At 55.3% G+C, this 25,703-nt stretch carries 23 protein-coding genes, 1 tRNA gene, 2 other RNA genes and 1 riboswitch; of the genes, 12 read left to right on the forward strand and 14 right to left on the reverse strand.

Annotated elements, in window-relative coordinates:
• Positions 1–147: 147 nt before the first annotated feature.
• Together FJU30_RS05750 and FJU30_RS05755 are read left to right on the forward strand one after the other, a co-directional pair.
• Positions 148–645 (forward strand): hypothetical protein, encoded by a 498-nt coding sequence (locus tag FJU30_RS05750; RefSeq protein ID WP_150434032.1) that lies wholly within the window; start codon positions 148–150, stop codon positions 643–645.
• 125 nt (positions 646–770) lie between these two features.
• A complete protein-coding gene (locus tag FJU30_RS05755; protein ID WP_223881503.1) occupies positions 771–1,205 on the forward strand; it encodes a TraR/DksA C4-type zinc finger protein in 435 nt (144 codons plus the stop codon).
• 355 nt (positions 1,206–1,560) lie between these two features.
• Here the strand turns inward: FJU30_RS05755 and FJU30_RS05760 are convergent, their stop codons facing one another.
• The 3 genes from FJU30_RS05760 to yeaG all read right to left on the reverse strand — a co-directional run bounded on the left by FJU30_RS05760 (position 1,561) and on the right by yeaG (position 5,548).
• The gene (locus FJU30_RS05760) at positions 1,561–2,040 is read right to left on the reverse strand and encodes a hypothetical protein (protein ID WP_150434033.1); all 480 of its coding nucleotides are present in this window, start codon (positions 2,038–2,040) and stop codon (positions 1,561–1,563) included.
• Between the two features lie 262 nt (positions 2,041–2,302).
• A complete protein-coding gene (locus FJU30_RS05765; protein WP_150434034.1) occupies positions 2,303–3,577 on the reverse strand; it encodes a YeaH/YhbH family protein in 1,275 nt (424 codons plus the stop codon).
• A gap of 36 nt (positions 3,578–3,613) precedes the next feature.
• Positions 3,614–5,548 carry a protein kinase YeaG gene (yeaG, locus tag FJU30_RS05770; RefSeq protein ID WP_150434035.1) on the reverse strand — a complete coding sequence of 645 codons (1,935 nt, stop codon included), beginning with the start codon at positions 5,546–5,548 and terminating at the stop codon, positions 3,614–3,616.
• Between the two features lie 899 nt (positions 5,549–6,447).
• Here yeaG and FJU30_RS05775 point away from each other — a divergent pair.
• Complete coding sequence (locus FJU30_RS05775; RefSeq protein ID WP_150434036.1) at positions 6,448–7,302, forward strand: aldo/keto reductase; 855 nt, start codon at positions 6,448–6,450, stop codon at positions 7,300–7,302.
• A gap of 32 nt (positions 7,303–7,334) precedes the next feature.
• Here FJU30_RS05775 and FJU30_RS05780 read toward each other — a convergent pair whose 3' ends face one another.
• Both FJU30_RS05780 and gapA read right to left on the reverse strand, forming a co-directional pair.
• Positions 7,335–8,207 carry a D-hexose-6-phosphate mutarotase gene (locus tag FJU30_RS05780; protein ID WP_150434037.1) on the reverse strand — a complete coding sequence of 291 codons (873 nt, stop codon included), beginning with the start codon at positions 8,205–8,207 and terminating at the stop codon, positions 7,335–7,337.
• 83 nt (positions 8,208–8,290) lie between these two features.
• Positions 8,291–9,286: a glyceraldehyde-3-phosphate dehydrogenase gene (gapA, locus tag FJU30_RS05785; protein WP_191091530.1), complete on the reverse strand. Its 996-nt coding sequence runs from the start codon at positions 9,284–9,286 to the stop codon at positions 8,291–8,293.
• A gap of 344 nt (positions 9,287–9,630) precedes the next feature.
• Between gapA and msrB the strand changes: the two genes are divergently transcribed.
• A complete protein-coding gene (msrB, locus tag FJU30_RS05790; protein WP_150434039.1) occupies positions 9,631–10,044 on the forward strand; it encodes a peptide-methionine (R)-S-oxide reductase MsrB in 414 nt (137 codons plus the stop codon).
• Between the two features lie 75 nt (positions 10,045–10,119).
• Positions 10,120–10,392: a YeaC family protein gene (locus FJU30_RS05795; protein ID WP_150434304.1), complete on the forward strand. Its 273-nt coding sequence runs from the start codon at positions 10,120–10,122 to the stop codon at positions 10,390–10,392.
• 118 nt (positions 10,393–10,510) lie between these two features.
• Here the strand turns inward: FJU30_RS05795 and ansA are convergent, their stop codons facing one another.
• Both ansA and sppA read right to left on the reverse strand, forming a co-directional pair.
• Positions 10,511–11,524, reverse strand: a complete 1,014-nt coding sequence (gene ansA, locus FJU30_RS05800) for an asparaginase (RefSeq protein ID WP_150434040.1) — start codon at positions 11,522–11,524, stop codon at positions 10,511–10,513.
• 106 nt (positions 11,525–11,630) lie between these two features.
• A complete protein-coding gene (sppA, locus tag FJU30_RS05805; RefSeq protein ID WP_150434041.1) occupies positions 11,631–13,481 on the reverse strand; it encodes a signal peptide peptidase SppA in 1,851 nt (616 codons plus the stop codon).
• Between the two features lie 249 nt (positions 13,482–13,730).
• Between sppA and FJU30_RS05810 the strand changes: the two genes are divergently transcribed.
• From FJU30_RS05810 to FJU30_RS05820, 3 genes are all read left to right on the forward strand, one after another.
• Positions 13,731–14,282: an NAD(P)H nitroreductase gene (locus FJU30_RS05810; protein WP_150434042.1), complete on the forward strand. Its 552-nt coding sequence runs from the start codon at positions 13,731–13,733 to the stop codon at positions 14,280–14,282.
• A 108-nt stretch (positions 14,283–14,390) separates the two neighbouring features.
• Positions 14,391–16,313 (forward strand): DNA topoisomerase III, encoded by a 1,923-nt coding sequence (locus tag FJU30_RS05815; RefSeq protein ID WP_150434043.1) that lies wholly within the window; start codon positions 14,391–14,393, stop codon positions 16,311–16,313.
• A complete protein-coding gene (locus FJU30_RS05820) occupies positions 16,310–16,594 on the forward strand; it encodes a DUF1496 domain-containing protein (RefSeq protein WP_150434044.1) in 285 nt (94 codons plus the stop codon). The genes FJU30_RS05815 and FJU30_RS05820 overlap by 4 nt, the downstream gene beginning before the upstream one ends.
• Before the next feature lie 51 nt (positions 16,595–16,645).
• Here FJU30_RS05820 and xthA read toward each other — a convergent pair whose 3' ends face one another.
• The gene (xthA, locus tag FJU30_RS05825) at positions 16,646–17,452 is read right to left on the reverse strand and encodes an exodeoxyribonuclease III (protein WP_150434305.1); all 807 of its coding nucleotides are present in this window, start codon (positions 17,450–17,452) and stop codon (positions 16,646–16,648) included.
• Between the two features lie 229 nt (positions 17,453–17,681).
• A riboswitch (glycine riboswitch) is annotated at positions 17,682–17,777 on the forward strand.
• A 21-nt stretch (positions 17,778–17,798) separates the two neighbouring features.
• On the opposite strand from xthA, the gene FJU30_RS05830 reads away from it, so the two are divergent.
• Positions 17,799–18,434 (forward strand): trimeric intracellular cation channel family protein, encoded by a 636-nt coding sequence (locus tag FJU30_RS05830; protein ID WP_150434045.1) that lies wholly within the window; start codon positions 17,799–17,801, stop codon positions 18,432–18,434.
• 167 nt (positions 18,435–18,601) lie between these two features.
• Here the strand turns inward: FJU30_RS05830 and FJU30_RS05835 are convergent.
• The 5 genes from FJU30_RS05835 to FJU30_RS05855 form a co-directional block, all read right to left on the reverse strand.
• Positions 18,602–18,728: non-coding RNA, RtT sRNA (locus FJU30_RS05835), on the reverse strand.
• A 41-nt stretch (positions 18,729–18,769) separates the two neighbouring features.
• A non-coding RNA gene (locus FJU30_RS05840) (RtT sRNA) lies at positions 18,770–18,896 on the reverse strand.
• A gap of 41 nt (positions 18,897–18,937) precedes the next feature.
• A tRNA-Tyr gene (locus FJU30_RS05845) sits at positions 18,938–19,022 on the reverse strand.
• Positions 19,023–19,178: 156 nt separating this feature from the next.
• Complete coding sequence (gene purU, locus FJU30_RS05850; RefSeq protein ID WP_150434046.1) at positions 19,179–20,027, reverse strand: formyltetrahydrofolate deformylase; 849 nt, start codon at positions 20,025–20,027, stop codon at positions 19,179–19,181.
• Positions 20,028–20,107: 80 nt separating this feature from the next.
• The gene (locus FJU30_RS05855) at positions 20,108–20,575 is read right to left on the reverse strand and encodes a YchJ family protein (RefSeq protein ID WP_150434047.1); all 468 of its coding nucleotides are present in this window, start codon (positions 20,573–20,575) and stop codon (positions 20,108–20,110) included.
• Positions 20,576–20,701: 126 nt separating this feature from the next.
• Between FJU30_RS05855 and rssA the strand changes: the two genes are divergently transcribed.
• The 3 genes from rssA to galU all read left to right on the forward strand — a co-directional run bounded on the left by rssA (position 20,702) and on the right by galU (position 23,818).
• Complete coding sequence (gene rssA / locus FJU30_RS05860; protein ID WP_150434048.1) at positions 20,702–21,604, forward strand: patatin-like phospholipase RssA; 903 nt, start codon at positions 20,702–20,704, stop codon at positions 21,602–21,604.
• A 93-nt stretch (positions 21,605–21,697) separates the two neighbouring features.
• Positions 21,698–22,732: a two-component system response regulator RssB gene (gene rssB, locus FJU30_RS05865; RefSeq protein WP_150434049.1), complete on the forward strand. Its 1,035-nt coding sequence runs from the start codon at positions 21,698–21,700 to the stop codon at positions 22,730–22,732.
• A 183-nt stretch (positions 22,733–22,915) separates the two neighbouring features.
• On the forward strand, positions 22,916–23,818 hold the full coding sequence (galU, locus tag FJU30_RS05870) for a UTP--glucose-1-phosphate uridylyltransferase GalU (RefSeq protein WP_150434050.1): 903 nt from the start codon (positions 22,916–22,918) through the stop codon (positions 23,816–23,818).
• A 355-nt stretch (positions 23,819–24,173) separates the two neighbouring features.
• Here galU and hns read toward each other — a convergent pair whose 3' ends face one another.
• The gene (gene hns / locus FJU30_RS05875; RefSeq protein WP_150434051.1) at positions 24,174–24,581 is read right to left on the reverse strand and encodes a histone-like nucleoid-structuring protein H-NS; all 408 of its coding nucleotides are present in this window, start codon (positions 24,579–24,581) and stop codon (positions 24,174–24,176) included.
• Positions 24,582–25,703: the final 1,122 nt, after the last annotated feature.

The raw sequence follows: 25,703 nt of genomic DNA on the forward strand, positions 1-25,703 counted from the left end.
ATTTTAAACGGCGGGAGGCGGTGGGCGAATGATGCCTCCACCAACCCGCTTGCTGAAGGGCGTTACCATTATCTATCGCGCTGTTCCGCTTCAGACGCGGAGACGGCGCGCTTTCTTTTCCTTTTCAGACAGAGAATACGGTTAGTCATGAATTATCTGAACAGATTTACCTCTTGTTTTAGCAGGTTACGTACACTGGCGCTGTGTGGCGCATTACTGCTGCCGGCGCTGGAGCTGCAGGCGGCCGCGCGGCCGACGGTGGCGACGGCCAGCGGTAATGCCGAGGCTCAAGTGATGAAGGCGGTACGTAAAGGCGGCGAACTGCAGATTGATTTACGTTTTGAGACCACGGCGGATACCTTTGGCGGGGAAATTATCTATAGTCATATGACGCCGGCAGAACAACAAGCGCAGTTTTATGTCGAGGCCGGAGGGCAGCGCTACCCGTTGCTTGCCGACGCCGCGGGTAAGATGCGTACGCCGGAAGAATTACGTCTGAATTTTAGTTACGATCGCAAAAAGAATCCGCGCGTAGGGACATGGCAGGGAACATTCGCGGCGCCGCCGGCCGGAGTGAACAGCGTGGCGCTGAAAGTGGCGGGGTTGCCCGCGATACCGGCGATTGCCATTGTAGACCGCCAGTAACGGCAGCCGGGCGCCGCAGCCGATCCTCACCCGATTCAGGTCGTTATGCTAAAATCGATATGTTATATAGTATCATTTGGCGCGATAAATTTTGCCGCGCATATGGATTTCAGTGAGGATACATCATGGTTAATACGGTCCCCGTCAGTGAGGTAACGCTGCTGGCGATGCCTGAGCAGGATTATATGAATAACGTCCAGCGTCTGTTTTTTAAGCAGCGACTGGAGGATGAACGAACCCGGATCCTGCTTCATATCGAGGAACTCAAGGCCGAGATAAACCGCGGCGAAGCCGGCGGCGACGAAGCGGATAAGGCCACTCGGGAGGAAGAGTTGCGTTTTCTTTTTCGCCAGATCGACCGGGAAAGCCGCCTGCTGCCTAAAATCGATAGCGCACTGACCCGCATTCAGACCGGCAGCTATGGTTATTGTATCGAAACCGGCGATCCCATCGGTTTGCGGCGTCTGCTGCTGCGCCCCACGGCGGAGCGCAGTATTGAAGCGAAAACCACACAGGAATTACGCGAACCGATGTACCGAAAAAAACCGGGCGGTCAATAGACGCGGACGTCGTCCTGCGCGGGCTGGCGTTGCCGCCGTTGTCTGGTGGGTTTCAATCCAGTCCCCGTCAGGTCGGCCATCGTTACTGAATCGCCCGGCCGCTTACCGTCAGTGACTGTTCCACCTGCGGCGGCACGACCGGCAGGGCGACTGCCATCCTGTTCCGCAGGCGCATGGTGAGCATTCGCTCACGCTGCCCGCCATGCGGGGCGGTTCGCTAAGCGCAGGTTGCTCGCTCCGGGATGATAATCACCAGAATGTCCAGCTTCCTGTTACCCGTCTCCGCGCGACCGGCGGGGTAAAAGCATGCGGGGAAAAGATATTTCGTGCAGACTGTCATTCATCTGCAATCCGGTTAATCAATAGCGTCAGGAAAGGATATCGATATTTCGCAGGGTTTTTCCGTTGACATAACGACAGTTTGTCCATGCTTGTCGCTCACGCCTTCATAGGTCTGACCATTGCAGCTATTTTCTATCATATATCTGACGAGAGGCTGAGCGTGACCGTCCTTATCATCGATAATAAATTTTTCGATATAGTCATAGCCGTTAACCTGTGAGAATAAATTTATTTTTTCTTTTGATATCAATCCGCTAACAACAAACTGGCCAATTTTATTTTCTTCCCCGACCGTACCTACGGCTTGATCTTTTGTTCCGATGACGATATGGGCATCAGGCGGCATTTTTATTATTTCGTGGCCCTTAAAATCAATGCGGTAGTAACCGGTCTCCGCATATGACCCCTTATCCATAATGTCTTTTTTTGTTATATCAAAAGTGGATGTGCATCCACACAACATTACAATAAAAAACAACAAGATTATTCTCATTTAAAAATTCCATTTAGCGTACAGTTATCATTAAGGCAAATTGGTCGAAAACGATTCAATATACCGTAAAAATAACATGTCGAATATGCGTTCTGATTAGGTAATTCTCCGGTAAAAGTTGAGTGCTCATAAGTTAAGTAGAGTTTCAGGTAATCTGAACGCGGAAGATTCTCTATGAGCGCGGCGGTTTGAAATGAAATCGGGCGGTCGGATAAATAATCAGCCAGCAAATGCGCTGGCTGAAGTTGCGGGGCGCAGGGCGTTAGTTGCCTACGGTCTGGCGGCGAAACAGCTCGCGGAACACCGGATAGATATCGTTTTCATCCCTGATATGCTGCATCGCGAAGTTTTCGTACTGATCGCGCAGCGACTCATATTCGCGCCACAGCGTCTGGTGGGTGCGACGGGTTATCTCAATATAGCTGTAGTAGCGCACCAGCGGCAGCAGACGTTCGGCCAGGAGCTGATGGCAAAGCGGTGAGTCGTCGGCCCAGTTGTCGCCGTCCGACGCCTGGGCGGCATAAATGTTCCACAGCGACGGATCGTAGCGTTCCTTGATCACCTCCTCCATGAGTTTCAGCGCGCTGGAAACGATGGTTCCGCCGGTTTCCTGCGAGTAGAAGAACTCCTGTTCGTCCACCTCTTTCGCCTGGGTATGGTGGCGGATATAAACCACCTCGACGTTCTTATAGGTTCTGCTCAGGAAAAGGTAGAGCAGGATATAAAAACGTTTCGCCATATCCTTGGTAGCCTGATCCATCGAACCGGATACGTCCATCAGACAGAACATCACCGCCTGGCTGGATGGCTCCGGCCGTCGTTCGTAGTTCCTGAAACGCAAATCAAAGGTATCAATAAAGGGCACGCTGGCGATTTTTTGCCTGAGCAGCTCAATTTCATGGCGCAGGCGCTCCTCTTCCAGCAACTGCGCCGGCTCGGTGTTTTCCAGCAGCGCCAGATCGTCTTCCAGTTCGTGCAGCTCGCGCCGTTTGCCGGCGGTCATCGCCATTCGGCGCGCCAGCGAATTTTGCAGCGAACGCACCACGCTGATATTGGCCGGCACGCCATTGGCGGTGTAGCCGGCGCGGTGCGTTTTGTACTCGTTCATCTGCTGATGCTGCGTTTTCTTCAGGTTGGGCAGGGCCAGATCTTCGAACAGCAGATCCAGATATTCATCTTTCGATATCTGAAAGACAAATTCGTCCTGACCCTCGCCGTCATTGCCGGCCTGACCCTCCCCGGCACCGTTGCCGCCACCTCCCTGTGGCCGCTCGATGCGATCGTTTTGCACAAAATGATCGTTACCCGGATGCACCCGATGGCGCAGCCCGCCGCGCCCCTGATGAAACATCGGTTCATTGATATCCGCATTGGGAATCGATACCGATTCCCCGCTCTCTATATCGGTCACCGAACGCTTATTGATGGCCCCGGCAATCGACTGTTTTATCTGCGACTTGTAGCGACGCAAAAAGCGCTGGCGGTTAACCATGCTTTTATTTTTGCCGTTCAGCCGTCGATCAATGAAATAGGCCATAATTCCCCCAAACGACATTGCCAGTTGGATCGCCGGTCAGGACGATTTCCTTACCCGCAGATACCACTCGCACAGTAAACGTACCTGTTTACGGGTATAGCCTTTTTCCATCATCCGGTCGACAAAATCATCATGTTTCTTCTGCTCATCCGTTGACGTTTTGGTGTTAAACGAAATCACCGGCAGAAGTTCCTCGGTGTTGGAGAACATCTTCTTCTCAATCACCGTACGCAGTTTCTCGTAGCTGGTCCAGTTCGGATTCCGTCCGCCATTGTTGGCCCGCGCGCGCAACACGAAATTGACGATTTCGTTGCGGAAATCTTTCGGGTTGCTGATGCCCGCCGGTTTCTCGATTTTCTCCAGTTCGGCGTTCAGCGACTCGCGGTCGAACAGCTGACCGGTATCCGGGTCGCGATACTCCTGGTCCTGAATCCAGAAGTCGGCGTAGGTGACGTAGCGGTCGAAAATGTTTTGACCATATTCCGAGTAAGATTCCAGATAGGCGGTCTGAATCTCTTTGCCGATAAATTCGGCGTATTTCGGTATTAAATAGCCTTTCAGGTGCTCCAGGTATTTCTCCGCCACTTCCTGCGGGAACTGTTCGCGCTCTATCTGCTGCTCCAGCACATAGAACAGGTGTACCGGGTTCGCCGCCACTTCACTGTGATCGAAGTTAAATACGCGCGACAGAATCTTAAAGGCGAAGCGGGTCGACAGACCGTTCATGCCTTCATCGACTCCGGCATAGTCGCGGTATTCCTGGTAGGACTTGGCCTTGGGATCGGTGTCTTTCAGGCTTTCGCCATCGTATACCCGCATCTTGGAGTAGATACTCGAGTTTTCCGGATCTTTCAGGCGCGACAGAATCGAAAAGCGCGCCAGGGTTTCCAGCGTGCCGGGCGCGCAGGGCGAATGCGTTAATTCACTGTGCGTCAGCAGTTTTTCGTAAATTCTGACCTCTTCCGAAACCCGCAGGCAGTAAGGCACTTTGACAATATAAACGCGGTCGAGGAAGGCCTCGTTGTTTTTATTGTTGCGGAACTGCACCCATTCGGACTCGTTCGAGTGGGCCAGAATAATGCCGTTGAACGGCAGGGCGGCGATCCCTTCGGTGCCGTTATAGTTGCCTTCCTGCGTGGCGGTCAGCAACGGATGCAGGACTTTGATCGGCGCCTTGAACATTTCGACGAATTCCATGATGCCCTGGTTAGCCCGGCACAGGGCGCCGGAGTAGCCGTAAGCGTCAGGATCGTTCTGGGCGAAATGCTCCAGCTTGCGGATATCCACCTTGCCGACCAGCGCGGAGATATCCTGGTTGTTTTCGTCGCCGGGCTCCGTTTTGGCGATAGCCAGCTGCGACAGAATAGACGGCCAGACCTTAACCACTTTAAATTTGGTGATATCCCCGCCGAATTCCTGCAGACGTTTGGCCGCCCATGGCGACATAATGGTGCCCAGGTAGCGGTGCGGAATGTTGTATTCCTTCTCCAGAATTTTGGCATCTTCCTGCGGATTGAACAGGCACAGCGGGTGATCATTCACCGGGCTGCGTTCGCCGTTGGCGCTGAGAACATAAATCGGCACCCGCTGCATCAGCGCTTTAAGCCGTTCCGCCAGCGATGATTTACCGCCGCCGACCGGCCCCAGCAGATACAGAATCTGTTTCTTCTCCTCCAGTCCCTGTGCCGCATGTTTCAGGTAGGAAACAATTTGTTCTATGGCCTCTTCCATACCATAGAATTCCTCGAAGGCCGGGTAGCGAGCGATGACCCGGTTAGAGAACAGGCGAGACAGCCGGGATTCGTGCGCGGTGTCTACCATCACGGGTTCGCCGATAGCCATCAATAATCGCTCGGCTGCATTGGCATACGCACTGCGGTCTTGCTGGCAGATGGTAAGGAATTCCTGCAGAGTGAACTCTTCGTCCCTTGCAGCTTCATAGCGCTGACGGTAGTGATCAAATATGTTCATAGCGATGCCATCCTTCTTCGATTAGCACAAATTTAAGAGAGCGTGTGGGTGGAATAATGTTCGCTCCCCGCAAGAAGAAACTTCTCTGAGTCCAGCAACCCTTATGCCAACTTGCAAAATCTGATTACGATAGTGGTGAATTCGGTTGTCCGTTCTCAGATGAAATTCAGCTTCTTTATTAAAGCGTAGTTTGCATCTGGGAAATTTCCTCTACTGGCTCGACGTATTTTTAAGTTATATCAATGACTCATCCTGGCATTAGGGCCGGCGATCGCGCATGGCGCGCGAGCAGGCGGCGTTTTATCATCAATATGTCACCCGTCGATCACCCTATTGATATAAGTTGTTTGATTGGTTTATTTTTAATGGCGCTCGTCAGGCGATTAAAGGAACGCCTGACGCATGCGGGACGCGGTCGCATAGCCGGCGTGTGTTTTTGCACCGGACGGCCGGGCGACGGTCCCGCCGGCGGCTCGGTCGAGGGGCGTAAACGCACCATTTCGGCACGCGCTTGTCCGGCTCCGATCGGCGTCGCGCCGGATAACACGGCTGGACAGGCGGCGCGCTGTCTGCATCTGCGCGCCGATGCCCGTCGGTGGTGCGTCCGGCGTTCGGGATGCGAGCATCGCCCGTTTGCCCGGATTATTCGCCGGCGCGCGCGACGTTATCTCACGGATTTAATAGCGCCGGCGCGTTCCCGAACGGCATCATCCATTCGGTGCAAAATGCGTGCGGGCATGAGTAGAATAGCGCGGTGCGGTGCGAAGCGGTGGCGCGAATGGCGCGCCTGATAAATGCAACGCACTATAATGGTGCGTTGTCTGAGAAATTATAGTGCATGGCGTTTTTTTTGCCCATCGCCAGTGCGAATTATCATTTAACATCGTCCAGGTGCCGATATGACCAATAAGATGCTTAGCTTTCCTGATGGAGCCGCCGTTCCCGTCATCGGCCAGGGGACCTGGGGAATGGGGGAGAGCCATCAACTGTGCGAACAGGAAGTGCGCGCGTTGCAGTGCGGGATCGACTGTGGGCTGACGCTGATTGATACGGCGGAAATGTATGCCGAGGGCGGCGCAGAGCAAGTGGTGGGGCGAGCGATTGATGGCCGGCGCGAGCAGGTTTATCTGGTCTCCAAAGTTTATCCGCACCACGCCGGCGGCCAGCAGGCGATTAACGCCTGCGAAAATAGCCTTCGTCGCCTGCAAACCGACTATCTCGATCTTTATCTGCTGCATTGGCGCGGCGGCATTCCGCTGGTTGATACCGTGCGCGCCATGGAGTCGCTACAGCAGGCCGGCAAGATTCGTCACTGGGGCGTTTCCAATCTGGACTGCGAGGATATGCAGGAGTTATGGCGCGTGCCGGGCGGCGAACATTGCGCAACCAACCAGGTGCTCTACCACCTGGCGTCGCGCGGTATTGAATTTGATCTGCTGCCCTGGTGCCGGCAGCGAGATTTGCCGCTGATGGCCTATTGTCCGCTGGCGCAGGCGGGTCGGCTGCGCGACGATCTTTTCGATCATCCGCTGATCAACGAGATCGCCGCACAGCGCGCGCTGTCCGTCGCGCAGATTCTGCTGGCCTGGGTGATTCATCGTCAGGGCGTACTGGCTATTCCAAAGGCCAGTTCAGAGCGTCACGTCAGGGAAAACGCCGCGTTGCTGACGCTGGAACTGACGCCAGAAGAGATCGCGCAGCTGGAACAGGCCTTTCCCGCTCCGCGCCATAAGGTTGCGCTGGATATCGTATAGCCGCGTATCCGGCGTCGTGCCCGACGGCGTTCTCAGCGCTTGAGGATTTTCAGCAGGGCGCCCAGACGAGCCGGGTCGTGCGGCGTGGCGGTCAGTTCGTTGCTGATGCTCGCCGTTTCCACACAGGCGAAGGTTTTGTAACCGTCGTCCGCGATGTCGTCCATGGACCGCGCCAGCTCCGCGCCGGGATTCCAGGCCACGACATCGCTGTGATGCTGGTGTTGTATCTCAATCGTGCGCTGCAGTCGGGTATCGTGAATTCGGCTCGTCGGCTGCGGCCGGGTGTAGATACGATCGACGCGGCCGCTGAAGGCGAGGTCGCCCTGTTGAGTCAGTGCCCGTCCTCCGTTCACCTTATCCAGATAGTTCTCGCCCAGTCCGCTAATCGCAACCTGGTCAATATCGCCGATAGCGAAATAGCTATGCAGGGCGCAGGTCATACGGTAATCGCCGTGTGCTTCCAGCTCGATATGGCACGTGCGGCCCAGACAAAAGCGGGCGATCAGCGTAAACGCATGCGGCCATAGCCGACGGGTCTGCTCATTATCACGCAGGCTGAAGGTAAGCTGTATACCGTCGCGGTCTTCCCGGTGCGAGGTAAATTCCCACGGCAGTATGCGAGCAAAACCGTGGCTGGGTGAACCGGCCGGACCAAACCACGGAAAACAGATCGGCACGCCGCCGCGGATAGCGACGCCGGGCGTAAAATGCGTCTGCGCGCTCAGCCACAGCACCGGCTGTTCACCAGCGGGCTGCCAGTTCAGTAATTGGGCGCCCTGCAGGGCGACGGCGGCGTTGACCAGCGGGTGCTGCGCGACCACGATCGCTAACTGACCGGCCTGGCGCAGAGTAATGGTGGGGGTAAATTGACGGATGACGGGGAGGGAAGTCAGGGTATCGCTCATGATGCTGCCTTTTTACATTTGTAATTGATCAGCTAATAAAAAAGGCGACCCAGGGTCGCCTTTTATCATGGAATCAACAGCCCTTATTTGGAGATATGGGCAATCAGATCCAGAACCTTGTTGGAGTAACCTGTTTCGTTATCGTACCAGGCAACCAGTTTAACAAAGTTGTCGCTCAGCGCGATACCTGCTTTGGCGTCGAATACGGAAGTCTGTTTTTCACCGTTGAAATCGGTGGAAACAACAGCGTCTTCAGTGTAGCCCAGAACGCCTTTCAGTTCGCCTTCGGAAGCGGCTTTAACGGCTGCGCAGATTTCTGCGTAAGAAGCCGGTTTTTCCAGACGAGCGGTCAGGTCAACAACGGATACGTTCGGAGTCGGCACGCGGAACGCCATACCGGTCAGTTTACCGTTCAGTTCAGGGATAACTTTACCTACAGCTTTAGCCGCACCGGTAGAGGACGGGATGATGTTCTGAGCCGCGCCACGGCCGCCGCGCCAGTCTTTCTTAGACGGGCCGTCAACGGTTTTCTGAGTAGCGGTAGTTGCGTGAACAGTGGTCATCAGCGCTTCAACGATACCGAATTTGTCGTTGATTACTTTAGCCAGCGGGGCCAGGCAGTTAGTGGTACAGGATGCGTTAGAAACGATATCCTGGCCGTCATAGGCTTTGTGGTTTACGCCCATAACGAACATCGGCGTGCTGTCTTTAGAAGGACCAGTCAGAACGACTTTTTTCGCACCGGCAGCGATGTGCTTACGTGCAGTTTCGTCAGTCAGGAACAGACCTGTTGCTTCTGCAACCACGTCAACACCTACTTCACCCCATTTCAGGTCAGCCGGGTCTTTTTCTGCGGTAACACGGATGGTTTTGCCGTTAACGATCAGGTGACCGTCTTTAACTTCTACAGAACCATTGAAACGGCCGTGAGTAGAGTCATATTTCAGCATGTAAGCCATGTAGTTTGCGTCCAGCAGATCGTTGATTGCAACGATCTCAATGTCAGAACGTTCCTGAGCAGCACGGAAAACAATACGGCCGATACGACCAAAACCGTTGATACCTACTTTAATAGTCATATATTCCACCAGCTATTAGTTTAGTGAATAAAAAGGTTGGTTGTAAAATTACAAAAACCTTGCCGAGCGTCAAGCGGAATCGTGTCAATTATTGCGGCAAGTCAAACCAGCCGGCAATGGTTGCACATAAAACACACTTGTCTGTAAATAAATAACATTTTACTCCGTCAGGCTTGCCTGGGGCCAGTCCCGGAGCCAATGTGCCGCATAAATGTGATCTTGATCACATGATGCCGGCTCATCGCGAACCCATAGGCTATTCTAAGCTAAAACAGGCTGTGGGTTTGTTAATTGTTTGTTAGAATCACGGTACGACCGTTGATTTTTTGTCCGGGACAATCTTTATGGTTAAAGATCGCACTTCTGCACCATCTCCGTCTAATCTGACGGAGATGCAGCGCTACGTGACGCAGCAGCGTGGAACCGAACCACCGTTCTCCGGCAGGCTGCTGCACAACCGGCGCACCGGTATTTATCACTGCCTGTGCTGCAATACGCCGCTATTTTATTCTGCCAGCAAATACGATTCCGGTTGCGGCTGGCCCAGCTTTTATCAACCGGTGTCGCCCGATGCGATTCGCTATCTGGACGATGATTCTCATCACATGCACCGGGTTGAAATTCGCTGTGCGCAGTGCGATGCGCATCTCGGTCACGTCTTTCCCGATGGTCCGCAACCGACCGGCGAACGCTACTGCGTAAATTCCGCCGCGCTTATCTTCACTGATGAACAGGATGGCGGCAAAATTACCGGTTGAAAGAATCATACCATGACTGAAACGTTTCAGCTAGTTATTCCTCCCTCAGCGCCAACAATTCTCAGGAAAATAATGATGCAGCTTAGCGATTTACTTAACGCCATGACGCCGGAAATTTATCAGCGGCTGGCAACCGCGGTGGAGCTGGGCAAATGGCCGGACGGCGTGCCGCTGTCCGCCGAGCAAAAAGAAAATAGCTTACAGATGGTTATGCTGTGGCAGGCGCGTCACAACGAGCAGGCGCAGCACATGAGTATCAATACCCGCGGCGAACTTGTGATGAAAAGCAAACAGGAGCTTAAACTGCAATTCAGCGACGAGGCTATCGCCACGCTCAAGCCGCGATAAACTCCCTGCGCCGCAGCGACTTCGCCCGCGGGCCGTTCCGACGGGGAGGGCGCTGCGCGCTTCCTTCCTGCTAAGCATGGAAACGTCGCCGCGGTTTTTCGCCCGCCGGTCAGGCCGTTTAGCCTGCGCTCAGTTCGCCGCGCAGATTCTGCTGCATCAGTTCGCGTATGCGCGGCGCCGGCAGCCTCTGGCTGAGCAGAAAATGCAGTTTGGTCAGCGCCGCCTCCACCGTCATATCGAATCCGCTAATCACGCCGGCTTGCGCCAGCGCATTGCCCGTCGCATAACCGGTCATATTGACCCGGCCGGAAATGCACTGCGTCAGGTTCACCACGACAATGCCGCGCGCCGAAGCCTGCTGCAGCTCGCGCAGCAGCGCCGGATGCTGCGGCGCGTTGCCCACGCCGTAAGAACGTAAAATCAGCGCCTTGACCGGCTGGCGCAGATAGTTGCCGACTACATCGGCCGAAATGCCGGGATACAGCGTCACCACGCCCACCGGCTGCGGAGTAATTGACTGAACATGGAAAGGGCCGTCGCCGTCGGGCGTCGTCGTCTGCACCAGCCGGCGAATATGAATGCCCGCCTCCATCAGCACGGAAAAGTTGGGCGAGGCAAAGGCGTCGAAGCCATCCGCATGCGCCTTAGTGGTTCGGTTGCCGCGCATCAGCTTGTTATTGAAGAACAGGCAAACTTCATTCACCGGATAGTTCGCCGCAAGGTAGAGAGCGTTCAACAGGTTAACCTGGCCGTCGGAGCGCAGCTCCGCCAGCGGTATTTGCGATCCGGTTACGATAACCGGTTTGCTCAGATTCTCCAGCATGAAGGAGAGCGCCGAAGCGGTGTAGGCCATGGTGTCCGTACCGTGCAGGATCACAAAGCCGTCATAGCGATGGTAATGACGCTGGATATCATCCGCGATCAGCTGCCAGTCGGCGGGCGTCATATCGGAGGAATCCATCAGCGGGTCATATTCATGGATTGTGAACGTCGGCATCTCCAGCCGGTGGAACTCCGGCATCTGCGCCAGCTCTTGCTGCAGGTGGCCCGACACCGGGATATAACCGTGGGCGGAACGTTGCATACCGATGGTGCCGCCTGTGTAGGCGACATAAATGGATTTTCTGGACATAACGGAATTGCGGGGTCCAAATGCGAGAAAAACGGGATTATAAAGATAACCGGCGAGAAATGCAGCCCGGGATGAGCGGGCCGCATGGGGAAAGACAACAGGGCGGTTAACGCACGTCGCCGCAGCTAAGGCAGAGCGCGTAGCGATTTTGCGGGTCGTTAAGCGAGCCGATAATCGACGCCTGAGAGCCTGCCGCCTCGGCTAGCCGGGACACCGGCGCCGGCAGCCAGGCTTTTATCGAAGCCGGCAGGACGGTATACACTGAGGCGTTCACCTGATCGAGCAGCATGTCCATCAGACCCGGTTCTTCCATAAACCAGCTCAGTTGCCAGGTTTCCAGCTTAGCCAGCCCGGCGGCGGTTTTCACCGCGTCGTCAAAGTCGCCCAGCTGATCGACCAGACCGTTGTTTTTGGCGTCGCTGCCGGTCCAGACATGGCCCTGGGCAATCTGGTCGATCTCCTGCGGCGTCTTGCTGCGGGCCTGGGCCACCAGGTCGATAAAGGTCTTATAGCCGCGTTCGATATTCAACTGCATCAGCTGACTGAACTCCGGCGGCAGCGTTTTGGTGATGGACAGATCGGCCAGCGGAGAAGTGGCCACGCCATCGGTATGCACGCCGATGCTGTCGAGAGAATTCTCAAAGGTGTTGATCACGCCGAAAATACCGATGGAGCCGGTCAGGGTGCTGGGACTGGCGACGATGGCGTTGGCCGGCGTAGAGATCCAGTAACCGCCGGAGGCCGCCATGCCGCCCATTGATACCACTACCGGCTTGCCCGCCTGGCGCAGCGCCGCCAGTTCGGAGCGGATCAGTTCGGATGCGGTCACGCTGCCGCCCGGGCTGTTAACCCGCAGCACCACGGCCTTGATTTTCGGATCGAGCCGCGCCTGGCGGATCTGGCCGGCCGTGGTGTCGCCGCCGACTGAGCCGGCCACTTCCGGGCCGTCGACGATCGCGCCGTTGGCGAAAATCACCGCAATCTCATCCCCTTGCCGGACCGGCGCTTTCGGCTGGTAATCGTAAATACTGGTAAAGTTGACGTTATTGGCTTTGGCGTCCCAGCCAAAGGTTTTGACCAGCTGTTGTTCGACCACGGCGCGCGAGGCGACTTCATCGACCAGCTTGTTGTCCAGCGCGTAGCGGGCGCTATCGCCGTCTACCGCCTGCAGACCGGCCAGCAGCGCGCCGGCGCCCGGAAACAGCTGTTGCGGCGTGATCTGGCGGTTGGCGGAGACGGTCGTCAGATAGTGTTGCCATAACGTATTCAGCCAGCGGCTGTCGGCGTCGCGCGCGGCCGGCGACATATCATCGCGGATCATTGGTTCCACTGCGGATTTATAGGTGCCGACGCGGAAAATGTGCGTCGTTACCTTGAGTTTATCCAGCAGCGTTTTGTAATACAGGTTATTGGTGGCCAGACCGTGCAAATCGACGCTGCCCTGCGGCGTCAGGTAGATTTTATTCGCGAAACTGGCCAGATAGTATTGCGATTGGTTATAGCTGTCGCCGACGGCGTAAATCGGTTTGCCGCTGTCGCGAAACTCGCGCAAAGCCTTACCGATATACTGCAGCGCCGGCTGATCGGCGCCGTCGAAATCGCTCAGTTTCAGAATAATGCCGGTAATGTTGCCGTCGGTTTTCGCCAGGCGCAGGGTATCGACGATATCGAACAGCGAGTTTTCCTGCATTCTGTTGCTGGAGGCGCCGAGAAATTCGCGGCCCAGTTGACGAACTTTGTTATTCAGCGCCGGCTTATCCACTACCACGCCGGTCAGGTCGACCAGCAGCGCGCCGCGCCCGGGTTCTTCCGGCGAGCTGGTGAACTGCAGATAAATGCCGACGCCAGCCAGGATCAACAAAATCAGAAAAACATTAAGAATAAACTCTCTGACAAAATTCAGCAGACGCCAGGTCCACTTAAAAAAGCCAGTAAAAATTCGCCACAGTGTGCGCATGAGATCTCCGAAAACGGGTAAAAGCCAGAACGGGTACTGGCAGAGACAAAAAGCGACTACGCCGGCCAGCGGGAGCAAAACTCTGGTCGTTGCAATGGCATGCTGCTTCACAGCTTAGTATCCTAATGACCAGGCAGAGAAAAGTCAGCCTGAAATCATTTCCGCCGCGGGCGCGCAGGGCGCTATGTTGTAACAAATATTCTACCTGTGCTAACGTGGCGCGCAATTCCAGCCGACAGGAGACCTATAATGGATGCGCTTGAACTGTTGTTAAATCGTCGTTCCGCTTCACGCCTGAGCGCGCCCGCGCCGACCGGCGCCGCGCTGGATAATATTTTGCAGGCCGGCCTGCGTGCTCCCGATCACGGCGCGCTTCAGCCATGGCGCTTTTTTGTGATCGAGGGCGCAGGACTGGCGCGCTTTAGCCAACTGCTGGAGCAATCGGCGCGCGACGGGGCGCTGGATGAAGCGGCGATTGAGAAAGCGCGTCAGGCGCCGTTTCGCGCGCCGCAGATTATTACGGTCGTGGCGCGCTGCGAGGAAAGTCCGAAAGTGCCGCACTGGGAGCAGGTGGTGTCCGCCGGCTGCGCAGTGCAGGCGATGCAGATGGCCGCGCTGGCTCAGGGTTTCAACGGCATCTGGCGCAGCGGGCCCTGGACGCACAACGAGCGGGTGCGCGCCGCCTTCGGCTGTCGCCAGCAGGATGAGATCGTGGGCTTTCTCTATCTCGGCACCCCGCAGTTAAAGTCCGCCGTAAAGGTGGTTCCCCTCGAGACGGAAAAATTTGTTCATTACTTCTGAACAGGGCCGCGCATGACGATTTGCTGATAATCGTCCTGCGCCCGATATGATGCAGGCCCGTGTTTGCGTAATATCGGGTGATCCTGATTGTCTGCCTAACGGTGAATCATGCGACTGTTTATAGCCGAAAAACCCAGCCTCGCGCGCGCGATCGCCGACGTATTGCCAAAACCGCACCGACGCGCCGATGGCTATATTGCCTGCGGACAAAACGATGTGGTGACCTGGTGCGTCGGTCACTTGCTCGAGCAGGCGCAGCCCGATGCCTATGATGCGCGCTATGCGCGCTGGACGCTGGCGGATTTGCCGATCATCCCGCAGAAATGGCTGCTGCAGCCGCGTCCGTCGGTCAGCAAACAACTTAATACGATAAAAAAACTGCTGGTCGACGCCAGTGAAGTGATCCACGCCGGCGACCCCGATCGCGAGGGACAGCTGCTGGTCGATGAAGTACTCGACTATCTGGCGCTGCCGGAGGAAAAGCGCGGCCAGGTTCGACGCTGCCTGATTAACGATCTCAATCCGCAGGCGGTGGAGCGGGCGGTAGCGCGTCTGCGCGAGAACCGCGAGTTTATCCCGCTTTGCGTGTCGGCGCTGGCCCGCGCCCGCGCCGACTGGCTGTACGGCATCAATATGACCCGCGCCTATACCATTCTGGGCCGTAACGCCGGCTACGACGGCGTGCTGTCGGTCGGCAGGGTTCAGACGCCGGTGCTGGGTCTGGTAGTGCGGCGCGATGAAGAGATCGAACACTTTGTGCCGAAAGACTATTTTGAAGTGAAGGCGCATATCGTCACGCCGGCGCAGGAACGCTTTGTCGCCGTCTGGCAGCCGAGCGAATCCTGCGAACCCTGGCAGGATGAAGATGGCCGTCTGCTGCATCGTCCGCTGGCGGAGCATGTGGTGCAGCGTATCGAGGGGCAGCCGGCCTGGGTAACCAGTTGGAACGATAAACGGGAATCAGAAACCGCGCCGCTGCCGTATTCGCTGTCCGCGCTGCAAATCGAGGCGGCCCGACGCCTGGCGCTTAGCGCGCAGCAGGTGCTGGATATTTGCCAGCGTCTGTATGAAACGCATAAATTGATTACCTATCCGCGTTCGGATTGCCGCTATCTGCCGGAAGAGCATTTTGCCGGGCGTCATGCGGTATTGAACGCCATCGCTATCCATCAGCCCGATCTATTGCCGCAGCCGGTGGTTGACGACACGCGGCGCAATCGCTGCTGGGATGACGGCAAAGTGGATGCGCACCACGCCATTATTCCTACCGCGCGCAGCGCGCCGGCCTCGCTGAGTGAAAATGAACAGAAGGTTTATCATTTGATCGCGCGGCAATATCTGATGCAATTCTGCCCCGACGCCGTGTTTCGCAAGTGCGTCATTGAACTGGATATCGCCGGCGGAACATTTGTCGCCAAAGCGCGTTTTCTGGCTGAAGCCGGCTGGCGTACGCTGTTGGGCAGTAAAGAACGCGATGACGAGAACGAAGGCGCGCCGCTGCCGGTGGTGGCGAAGGGCGATGAGTTGCTGTGCGAGCGCGGCGAGGTGGTGGCGCGTCAGACACAGCCGCCGCGGCATTTCACCGACGCTACGCTGCTGTCGGCCATGACCGGCATCGCGCGTTTTGTGCAGGATAAAGAGCTAAAGAAAATCCTGCGCGCGACCGATGGTTTAGGTACCGAGGCGACGCGAGCCGGTATTATCGAGCTACTGTTCAAGCGCGCGTTTCTGGTTAAAAAGGGGCGCTATATCCACGCCAGCGAAACCGGGCGGGCGTTGATTCATTCACTGCCCCCAATGGCGGCGCACCCGGATATGACGGCGCACTGGGAGTCGACGCTGACGCAAATCAGCGAAAAGCAGTGTCGTTATCAGGACTTTATGCAGCCGTTGACCCACTCGCTGCAGGCGCTCATTCAGCAGGCGCGGCAGAATCCGGCCGTCGGCGCATTTCGCGGCTTGTCTGCGCCGCCGGCGAAGAGTAAAACGCGGCGTCCGTCGCGCACGTCCGGTAAGGAGAAACAGCGATGAAACAGTTAGTGGCATTTGTTATTTCGTGCAGCGCGCTGCTCGCGCCGGCGCTGGCCCAGGCTAACCGGTCCGGCGTGGAGGTCGTTGTGCCGCTGCCGGCGGAGGCGTGGCAGCGCGATACGCAGAATTCGGGCAACGATTGTCTGCGCTGCTGCGTCTATCAGAATAAAAAATATTCAGAGGGGGCGGTGCTGACGTTGGATGGCGTGGTGTTGCAGTGCGCCAGAGATAAACAAACGGTCGGCACTAATAATCTGATCTGGCAGGTGCTTAAGCAATAATCTGACGGGACAGGGCGCGGCTTTGCGCCTGTCCCGTGATGTCAACGCCGCTCAGAGCGCAAATTCGGCCCAGATCGGCGCATGGTCGGAGGGCTTTTCCATCGCCCGAATAGCATAGTCGATGCCGGTGCCGACGCAGCGCGCGGCCAGCGCGCGGCTGGCCAGGATCAGATCGATGCGCAGCCCGCGGTTAGTGTCAAAGCCGGCGGAACGATAGTCGAACCACGAGAAGCGATCGTCGCACTGAGGGTGTTCCGCGCGGAAAGTATCGACCAGTCCCCATTCATGCAGTCGCGCCAGCCATTCGCGTTCCTCTGGCAGGAAAGAACATTTGCCGGTGCGCAGCCAGCGCTTACGGTTTTCTTCGCCGATGCCGATGTCCAGATCGGTCGGGCTGATATTCAGGTCGCCCATGACGACCAGCGGCTGTTCGGCGGCGTGGTGCTGTTCGATGTAGCGTTGCAGATCCTGATAAAAGCGCGTCTTGGCGGGAAACTTTACCGGATGATCGCGGCTTTCTCCCTGCGGGAAATAGCCGTTAATCAACGTCAGGGTGCCGGCGGGGGTAGCGAAATCGGCCATGATAATGCGGCGCTGCGCATCTTCTTCGTCGGTGGGAAAACCGCGCCGTACCGCCAGCGGCTCCGTTTTGCTAAGCAGCGCGACGCCGTAGTGGCCTTTCTGCCCGTGATAATAGACGTGATAACCAAACTTGCCGACGTCATCGAGAGGAAACATGTCGTCATGGACCTTCGTTTCCTGTAATCCGATCACATCCGGCTGATGCTGTTCGATGATGGCCGCCAGCTGGTGGGGACGTGCGCGGAGCCCATTGATATTAAAAGAAACGAATTTCATCTTCATTGCCATATTGCCTGAATGAAGTGCGATGTTAGCAGAAAACCCGCCGCGGAGTCACCAGCGCCGCAGATTGAATATTCCCTGCTTTTTAGCAGGTTATTGTCTGGTTGCAGCGCCGCGGCGGACTCCGTATACTCCGCCTCTCGCAGGAGAGAGAGCAGTCAATTACGCTCCGCCGAAGGCGCAAACTCCCATAATCGCTCAGGCCGCCATACTGCGAATTTTATCTACGCCAACTGGAGAGAGGTTGCCTGGCGCAATCCACCGAAGGGGCAAGCAGCCTGCTGCTAAACTCTCAGGTAAACAGGACAGAGGGAGGGGCGCATTTCACAGGAGTGCTTGTGTGCTGACCTACATCTATCTGATCGCAATTACCGCCGAGGGCATGTCCGGCGCGCTGGCCGCCGGCCGGCGCAATATGGATATTTTCGGCGTTTCGATGATCGCTTTTATCACCGCGCTGGGCGGTGGAACCGTACGCGATATCCTGCTGGGCAACTATCCGATAGGCTGGACTCAGCACCCCGGCTATGTCTACCTGACCATTGGCGCCGGTCTGTTCACGATCATTATCGCCCGCGTGATGCATCACCTGCATACCCTGTTTCTGGTGCTTGACGCCATGGGGCTGATCGCCTTTACCGTAATCGGCTGCAATGTGGCGTTGAAACTGGACTACTCCACGACAGTGGTGGTGATGGCCGGCATTATTACCGGCATCTTCGGCGGCGTGCTGCGCGATATTTTCTGCAACCGTACGCCGATGGTGCTGCGCAAGGAGCTGTATGCCTGCGTATCGCTGCTGGTGGCCCTGCTGTATCTCGGCTTACGCGAGCTGCAAATTAATCACGATATCAATCTGCTGGTTTCGTTTAGCATCGGGCTGTCGCTGCGCCTGGCGGCGATTCGCTGGTCGTGGGCGCTGCCGGTTTTTTCTTATGTCCCCGGCCGCTGGAAAAACGGTCGTCGTTGCGATTAAAACAAGCGTCCGACGCTTCACGAGGCCCGCATGCGCTGCCCTGCGGGCCAACGCGGGGCGTTGTTCAAAACCTGCGGTTTTGTCGAACCTTGTCGAAGGTTGTCACCTTCCCCTGTGGGGAACATGTTGCATCAGACCGGGAATCAGCTGCCGGGAATCGGCGAAGATGGTGGTGGGGGAAGGATAATTCGTCGCTGCGCTCCTCACCCTGCGGGCCAACGCTGGGCGTTGTTCAAAACCTGCGGTTTTGTCGAACCTTGTCGAAGGTTGTCACCTTCCCCTGAGGGGAACATGTTGCATCAGACCGGGAATCAGCTGCCGGGAATCGGCGAAGATGGTGGTGGGGGAAGGATAATTCGTCGCTGCGCTCCTCACCCTGCGGGCCAACGCTGCGCGTTGTTCAAAACCTGCGGTTTTGTCGAACCTTATCGAAGGTTGTCACCTTCCCCTGTGGGGAACATGTTGCAACAGACCGGGAATCAGCTGCCGGGAATCGGCGAAGATGGTGGTGGGGGAAGGATTCGAACCTTCGAAGTCGATGACGGCAGATTTACAGTCTGCTCCCTTTGGCCGCTCGGGAACCCCACCATGGCCTTGCTTTGTAAGCTCTTTTGCGTCGAGCGGGGCGCATCATATCAAATGACGCGCTGCTGTAAAGCCCCGAATGACGTAAACGAGATTGTTTGCCGTTTTTTTGCCCCGGATGCTGCTTCTGTAAACATCCGGGGCGCGATAGCGATAAGATTACAGGATGATGGTTCGGTTGCCGTAGACGAATACGCGCTGGGCCAGCACGCGGTACAGCGCACGGCTTAACACATTCTTTTCCACGTCGCGTCCGGCGCGCATCATATCGTCGGCGGTATAGGTGTGGTCGACGTTAATCACGTCCTGCATGATGATCGGACCTTCGTCCAGACTGTCGTTAACGTAGTGCGCCGTCGCGCCGATAATCTTCACGCCACGTTCGTAAGCCTGGTGATAAGGGCGCGCGCCGATAAAGGCGGGCAGGAAGGAGTGGTGAATATTAATCACCTGGTTCGGATAATGCTGCACAAAGGCCGGCGTCAGCACGCGCATGTATTTTGCCAGCACCACATAGTCAGGCTGGAACTGATCGATGGTCTCGATCATTTTCTGATCGTGCTCTTCGCGAGTCAGCCCTTCATGACTGACCAGATGAAACGGAACATCAAAACGCTCCGTGAGCTGGCGCAGCGTTTCATGGTTACCGATAACGGCGGCGATCTCCACATCCAGCCCGCCAAACGCGCTTTTCATCAGCAGATCGCCCAGACAGTGCGCCTCTTTGGTGACAAGGATGACGATGCGGCGCCGGCCGGCGCTGTTCAGTTCGCGCATCGAGCCTTCGGGCAGCGCCCCGTCCAGATCGGCCAGCAGCGTGACATCGTTAAAAATGCCCTCCAGTTCGGTACGCATAAAGAAGCGGCCGGTGCGATGATCGACGAACTCGTTGTTTTGTACGATGTTAAGTTCGTGCTTATAGCAGATGTTGGTAATCTTCGCGATCAGTCCCTTCGCGTCGGGGCAAACGGTACGTAATACTTTTCTTTGTATATTCTGGGATTGCATGAGAATGTGGATCCTGTCCAAAACGAATAAACTCGTGATATGTCAATGCCGCGCGGGAAGTTGACGTTTGACCAATATTGCTATTGCCCGCAACACTTTTTGAATTTTTTGCCAGAGCCGCAGGGACAGCGGTCATTTCTGCCGGTTTGCAGGTGAACGCCGTCAATATAGTACCAGCGATCGTGCAGGCGAAGAAAGCGCGAGCGCTCCCTCATCAATGCTGTTTGCCCGGGGCGTTCCGCGTCGGTAAAACGTGCCGCGAATTCAACGAAGGCCTCATCGCTGTTTTTACCTGGGGTTTCTGCCAAAATCGTGAGACCCTGCCATACCGTGGCCTCGCCGCTTTCGCTAAGCGATGCGCGCCATTGCTCCGGCCGGCAGTCAGGGTGCCAGGTCGCGATAAGATAATCGACATCATGTTTACAGTAAGCGGTATAGCGCGAGCGCATCAGCGCCACCGGATCGGGAGCGGGCGAACCGCTGCCGAGGTAGGGCTGGCAACATGCGATATACTGTAGCTGGCTGCCGCATGGGCAAAGTTCTGACACAATGTCTCCTGGTAAAATAAATTACGTGAAATAACAGAGCGATTGTCGCTGAGTTGATCGACTATTTTACCTGACAAACTCCGTATGTAGCAATGTGCGCTAAAATGAACACTGGACGAGGACGGCATGGGACAGATTAAGATCGGGCTGGCGCTGGGAGCGGGCGCGGCCAAAGGCTGGGCGCATATTGGCGTGATCGGCGCACTGAAGCAGTTGGATATTGGCATAGATGTGGTGGCGGGTACGTCCGTGGGGTCGCTGGTCGGCGCCGCCTATGCGACGGGTCGGCTGGATGAAATGGAGCAGTGGGTGCGTGGATTCGGCTATTGGGACGTTATCCGCCAGATGGATCTTTCATGGCACCGCGGTGGGCTCTTGCGCGGCGATCGTGTATTTACTAATGTAAAGCGCCTGCTGGGCGCGCGCTTGATTGAAGAGTGCGATGTGCGCTTCGCCGCAGTCGCCACCAATCTGAGCACCGGCAGAGAGCTGTGGATGACCAGCGGCGATCTTCATCAGGCGATTCGGGCTTCGTGCAGTTTGCCGGGGCTGCTGTCGCCGGTGAAATATAATGATTACTGGCTGGTGGACGGCGCGGTGGTGAATCCGGTGCCGGTTTCTCTGGCGCGCGCCATGGGCGCGGACGTGGTGATTGCGGTCGATCTGCAGCAGGATGCGAGTCTGAATCAGCAGAATTTCATGCCGATCAGACCGCCGGAGCCGCCGGAAGCCAACCGTATGGCGGCCGGCTGGCGCGGGCGAATCCGTCAGCGCCTGCGGCGACAGGGCGTGGCGCGGCCGCACGAGTCGACGCCCACGGCGATGGACATTATGAGCACCTCTATCCAGGTGTTGGAAAACCGGCTGAAGATGACCCGCATGGCCGGCGATCCGCCGGATGTTTTGCTGCAGCCGTATTGTCCGCAGATCGCCACTCTGGATTTCCACCGCGCCGCCGAAGCGATCGAGGCGGGGCGCCTGGCCGTAGAGAAAAAACTTGAGGAGCTGTTGCCGCTGGTCAAAAAATAGCATGATCAAAAAATATGACTATAATCAATCTATTATTTTTTGTTTGTTAACAAGGATGGATTAGTTTTTTATTGTGGAAGCAAGGGGAAATCGATGAGTCAACCATTAACGGGTAAGCAAATACTGATCGTCGAGGACGAAGCGGTGTTTCGTTCTGTGCTTACCGGTTATTTAACGTCTCTGGGGGCCATCGTGCAGGAAGCGGCGAATGGCTTGCAGGCGCTGAGTGTACTGGATACGCATCAACCTCATCTGATCATCTGCGATCTCGCTATGCCGGAAATGGACGGCATGAAGTTTATCGAGCGTTTGCGCAGCGACGACAACCACACGCCGGTGTTAATCATCTCGGCCACCAGTCAAATGGCGGATATCGCCAAAGTCCTGCGTCTTGGCGTGCAGGATGTATTATTAAAGCCGGTGCGTGACTTTACGCGTTTGCGTGAAACCATCCTGTCCTGCCTTTATCCGGATACTTTTGTATCGCAGTCGGACGAAACGGAACAATTAATGCAAGACTGGGATGCGCTTAATCAATCGCCGGAGATGGCAATCAAATTATTAAGCCAGTTGCAGCCACCGGTTCAGCAAACGATTGCATGTTGCCGGATAAATTATCGGCAGCTAACCAGCGCAGGGCGGCCGGGTCTGGTGCTCGATATTGCCGGGTTATCAGAAAATGAACTGGCTTTTTATTGTCTGGATGTGACTCAGGCCGCCAATAACAATGGCGTGTTAGCCGCATTATTGCTGCGCACACTGTTTAATGGCCTGTTGCAGGAACATTTGTCCAGGCAACAGCACCGATTACCTGAATTGTCGCAATTACTCCGCCAGGTGAACCAGTTGTTAAAAAATGCCAGCCTGAATGGTCAGTTTCCATTACTGGTGGGATATTACCACCGCGAACTAAAAAAATTATTGTTAGTTTCCGCCGGACTGCAGGCCACGCTGAATATTGCTGAAGGTCAGATTCCTCTGAATAGTGGCGTACCGCTGGGCACACTGAATACGGCCTGGGTCAGCCAGTTTAATAAACAGTGCGATGACTGGCAGTGCCAGATATGGGGCGCCGGGGGGCGGTTAAGATTAATGTTATCAACCGAATTGTCCGACAGACGGGTGTAACAGGTTTGTTGACCGCTATGCTTTCGGCTGGTAATTATTGATATCCCGCATTATCGGGAATAATTCTGATTTTTGCTCATCACGTTTTTTTACCCGATGAGAATCCCCAAAACTGGTATACTGACAGGGTTTATAGCCAGATGAGCTAAGTTCATTATTTGAACGGTATATAAGAGGCTGTTTATGTCTACGGTTAATAAAAAAGTAAGAAAAGCGGTTATCCCCGTTGCCGGTCTGGGTACGCGTATGCTGCCGGCAACCAAGGCCATCCCTAAAGAGATGCTGCCGCTGGTTGATAAGCCGCTTATCCAGTATGTGGTTAACGAATGTATCGCCGCCGGAATCAATGAAATAATTCTGGTTACTCACTCATCTAAAAATTCCATCGAAAACCATTTTGATACCAGTTTTGAACTGGAGGCCGTATTGGAACAGCGCGTAAAACGTCAGCTGCTGGCCGAAGTTCAATCCATCTGTCCGAAACATGTCACTATTATGCAGGTACGGCAGGGGCTGGCTAAAGGCCTGGGCCATGCGGTACTGTGCGCGCATCCTCTCGTGGGCGACGAACCCGTCGCCGTTATTTTGCCTGATGTGATCATTGATGAATATGAATCCGATCTGAGCAAGGATAACCTGAGCGAAATGTTGGCGCGTTTTTCAGATACCGGCTACAGCCAGATTATGGTAGAGCCGGTGGAAAACGTCAGCAGCTATGGCGTTGTCGACTGCAAGGGCGCAAGCCTGCAGCCGGGAGACAGCGCGCCCATGGTGGGGATCGTTGAAAAGCCGAAGGCATCGGAGGCGCCGTCAAATCTGGCCGTGGTGGGGCGCTATGTTCTTTCCGCCGATATATGGTCTCTGTTGGCTAAAACCCCGCCGGGAGCAGGCAACGAAATCCAGCTGACGGACGCGATTGCGATGCTGATGGAGAAAGAAACGGTTGAGGCTTATCACCTTAAAGGTATTAGCCATGATTGCGGTAATAAATTAGGCTATATGCAGGCATTCGTTGAATATGGCCTGCGTCACGGTAGTCTTGGCGGCGAGTTTACCCGCTGGCTGCAGGAAGAAGTCGGGCAGTAAGTATTACTTATACCGCGCGCGTTTTAATCCGGCCCCGTGTGTTCGCATACGGGGTTTTTTATTTATATCCGTCATACTTCAGACGGTAACGGCGTCGGCTTGTTTTCGTCATCTGCTTCCGATTGTTTGTCGGGTCTATATACAGTGTGAATAATTCAAATGGCGAAGCAGCGAGCGAACGACAAGGCTCACTGCAAGCGATTTAAACAGCGCTGTCGGCGGCCCAGGAGGAGGGCTGAATAAATGATAGCGGCTAACGCACCGGTTAACCCGAAGTATGGCGAGTATAAAACGGACATAAAAAAACTCCCGATGAATATCGGGAGTTTTTTAACACAGCGCCGCAGGGCGGGGATTACAGCAGGAAATCTTCCAAAGCTTTACCTTGTTCTTCGATAGCTTTTTTGATTACTGCTGGGGTACGGCCCTGACCGGTCCAGGTTTTAACTTCGCCGTTTTCATCGGTGTATTGATATTTGGCCGGACGTGCGGCGCGCTTGCTTTTACCGGCAGACTTAGTGGAGCCCAGCGCCTGCAATAATTCGTTCGGGTCAATACCGTCGGCGATCAGCATCTCACGATATTGCTGTAATTTACGTGTGCGCTCTTCAACTTCAGCCTGAACTAAACTTTCTTCTTCGCGGCGTTCATTAACCACGACTTCCAGTTTTTCCAGCATTTCTTCCAGAGTTTCCAGACTGCATTCTCTTGCCTGGGCACGCAGTGTACGGATGTTGTTCAGGATTTTAAGTGCTTCGCTCATTGTCTTAATCTCAATTTATATTATCGGGGCGGTGTAGTCAGATAATAGAATGCTATTTTCTTTTCTGCAATAGCCAGATTTGTAAGATTGGTAAAAATTATCAATTTTAAAACCGATCTCACGTTATCCTAACGCAAATATAAAATAACCGAGCGGTGATGACAAATACATTTTAGCCGTCAATTTTTCGCCACCGCCGCACGTCTGGCTCGCGTTATAGTATCAATCAGAAGCATTATAAGGAATCATAATCGCTTTTATCGTGCTGGTTGCGGCGGGCGTTCTGACGGCGTTATGCCCGGGAACCGGGGCGCCGGGAATAGCCGCGTTGCGTGATTTAACTCGCTGTGCCGCAATAAAAATTACCGTAGCGGATACCGGTTATTGCCCGTACGGCGCGGTTTGGTGCGTCGCGGCCTTATTTATTATTCTGCTGGCAATAGAGTGGAATCGGACCTGTTATTGCGGGCGCTTATTATACTCGTCATACTGCAAACCGCAGGTACGTAGGCTTAGGCTACATTATTCGGCCTCTCTTCGGGAGGCGCCCGTGTGGCGTTCAAATCCGCGCCCGACGGATTTGTCGCCTGAATCACTTATCGTGTAAACGCCGCTGGCATTAATGAGCCTGATGGCTTTCCCTTCGGCAGCGCTGGCGCCGTTCAAATGGGCTGTCGCGCGATTTGCCACACTCCTGGCGCATTGCGTTGTTCAAAACGATAACGTTTTATCGTGCACCCTGAATTAGTCAGAGTATATAGATCTCGGTTACAGAACGAGAAGGGCGAATCCGTCCGGCGCGTTTATTCCGCGTGCAGTCGGCCTTGCGCCGGCGCCAGTTTGTTCCCGCCCGTAGCGTCTAAACAATGAGGGGCGGAAAATTTAAACGCGATAGCGTTGTTATAAATCCTTACATGCCCCAATAGATTTAGCATCGCCTGCCGCTGGCTTTATTACCCGGTTTGACGGCGTTGATATCAGCCCCCGACAGATTTGCCGGTATTGGTTGAAGACCCCGGTTTCATTGTATGGTCACTTTTCTGTAACCCTAATTATTTTACTATTCTCACGACGGTTTCAGGGGATTGTTCGTTGCCCGGCGTCAGCCTGCGGGACGGGGCG

It is taken from the genome of Affinibrenneria salicis (assembly GCF_008710095.1).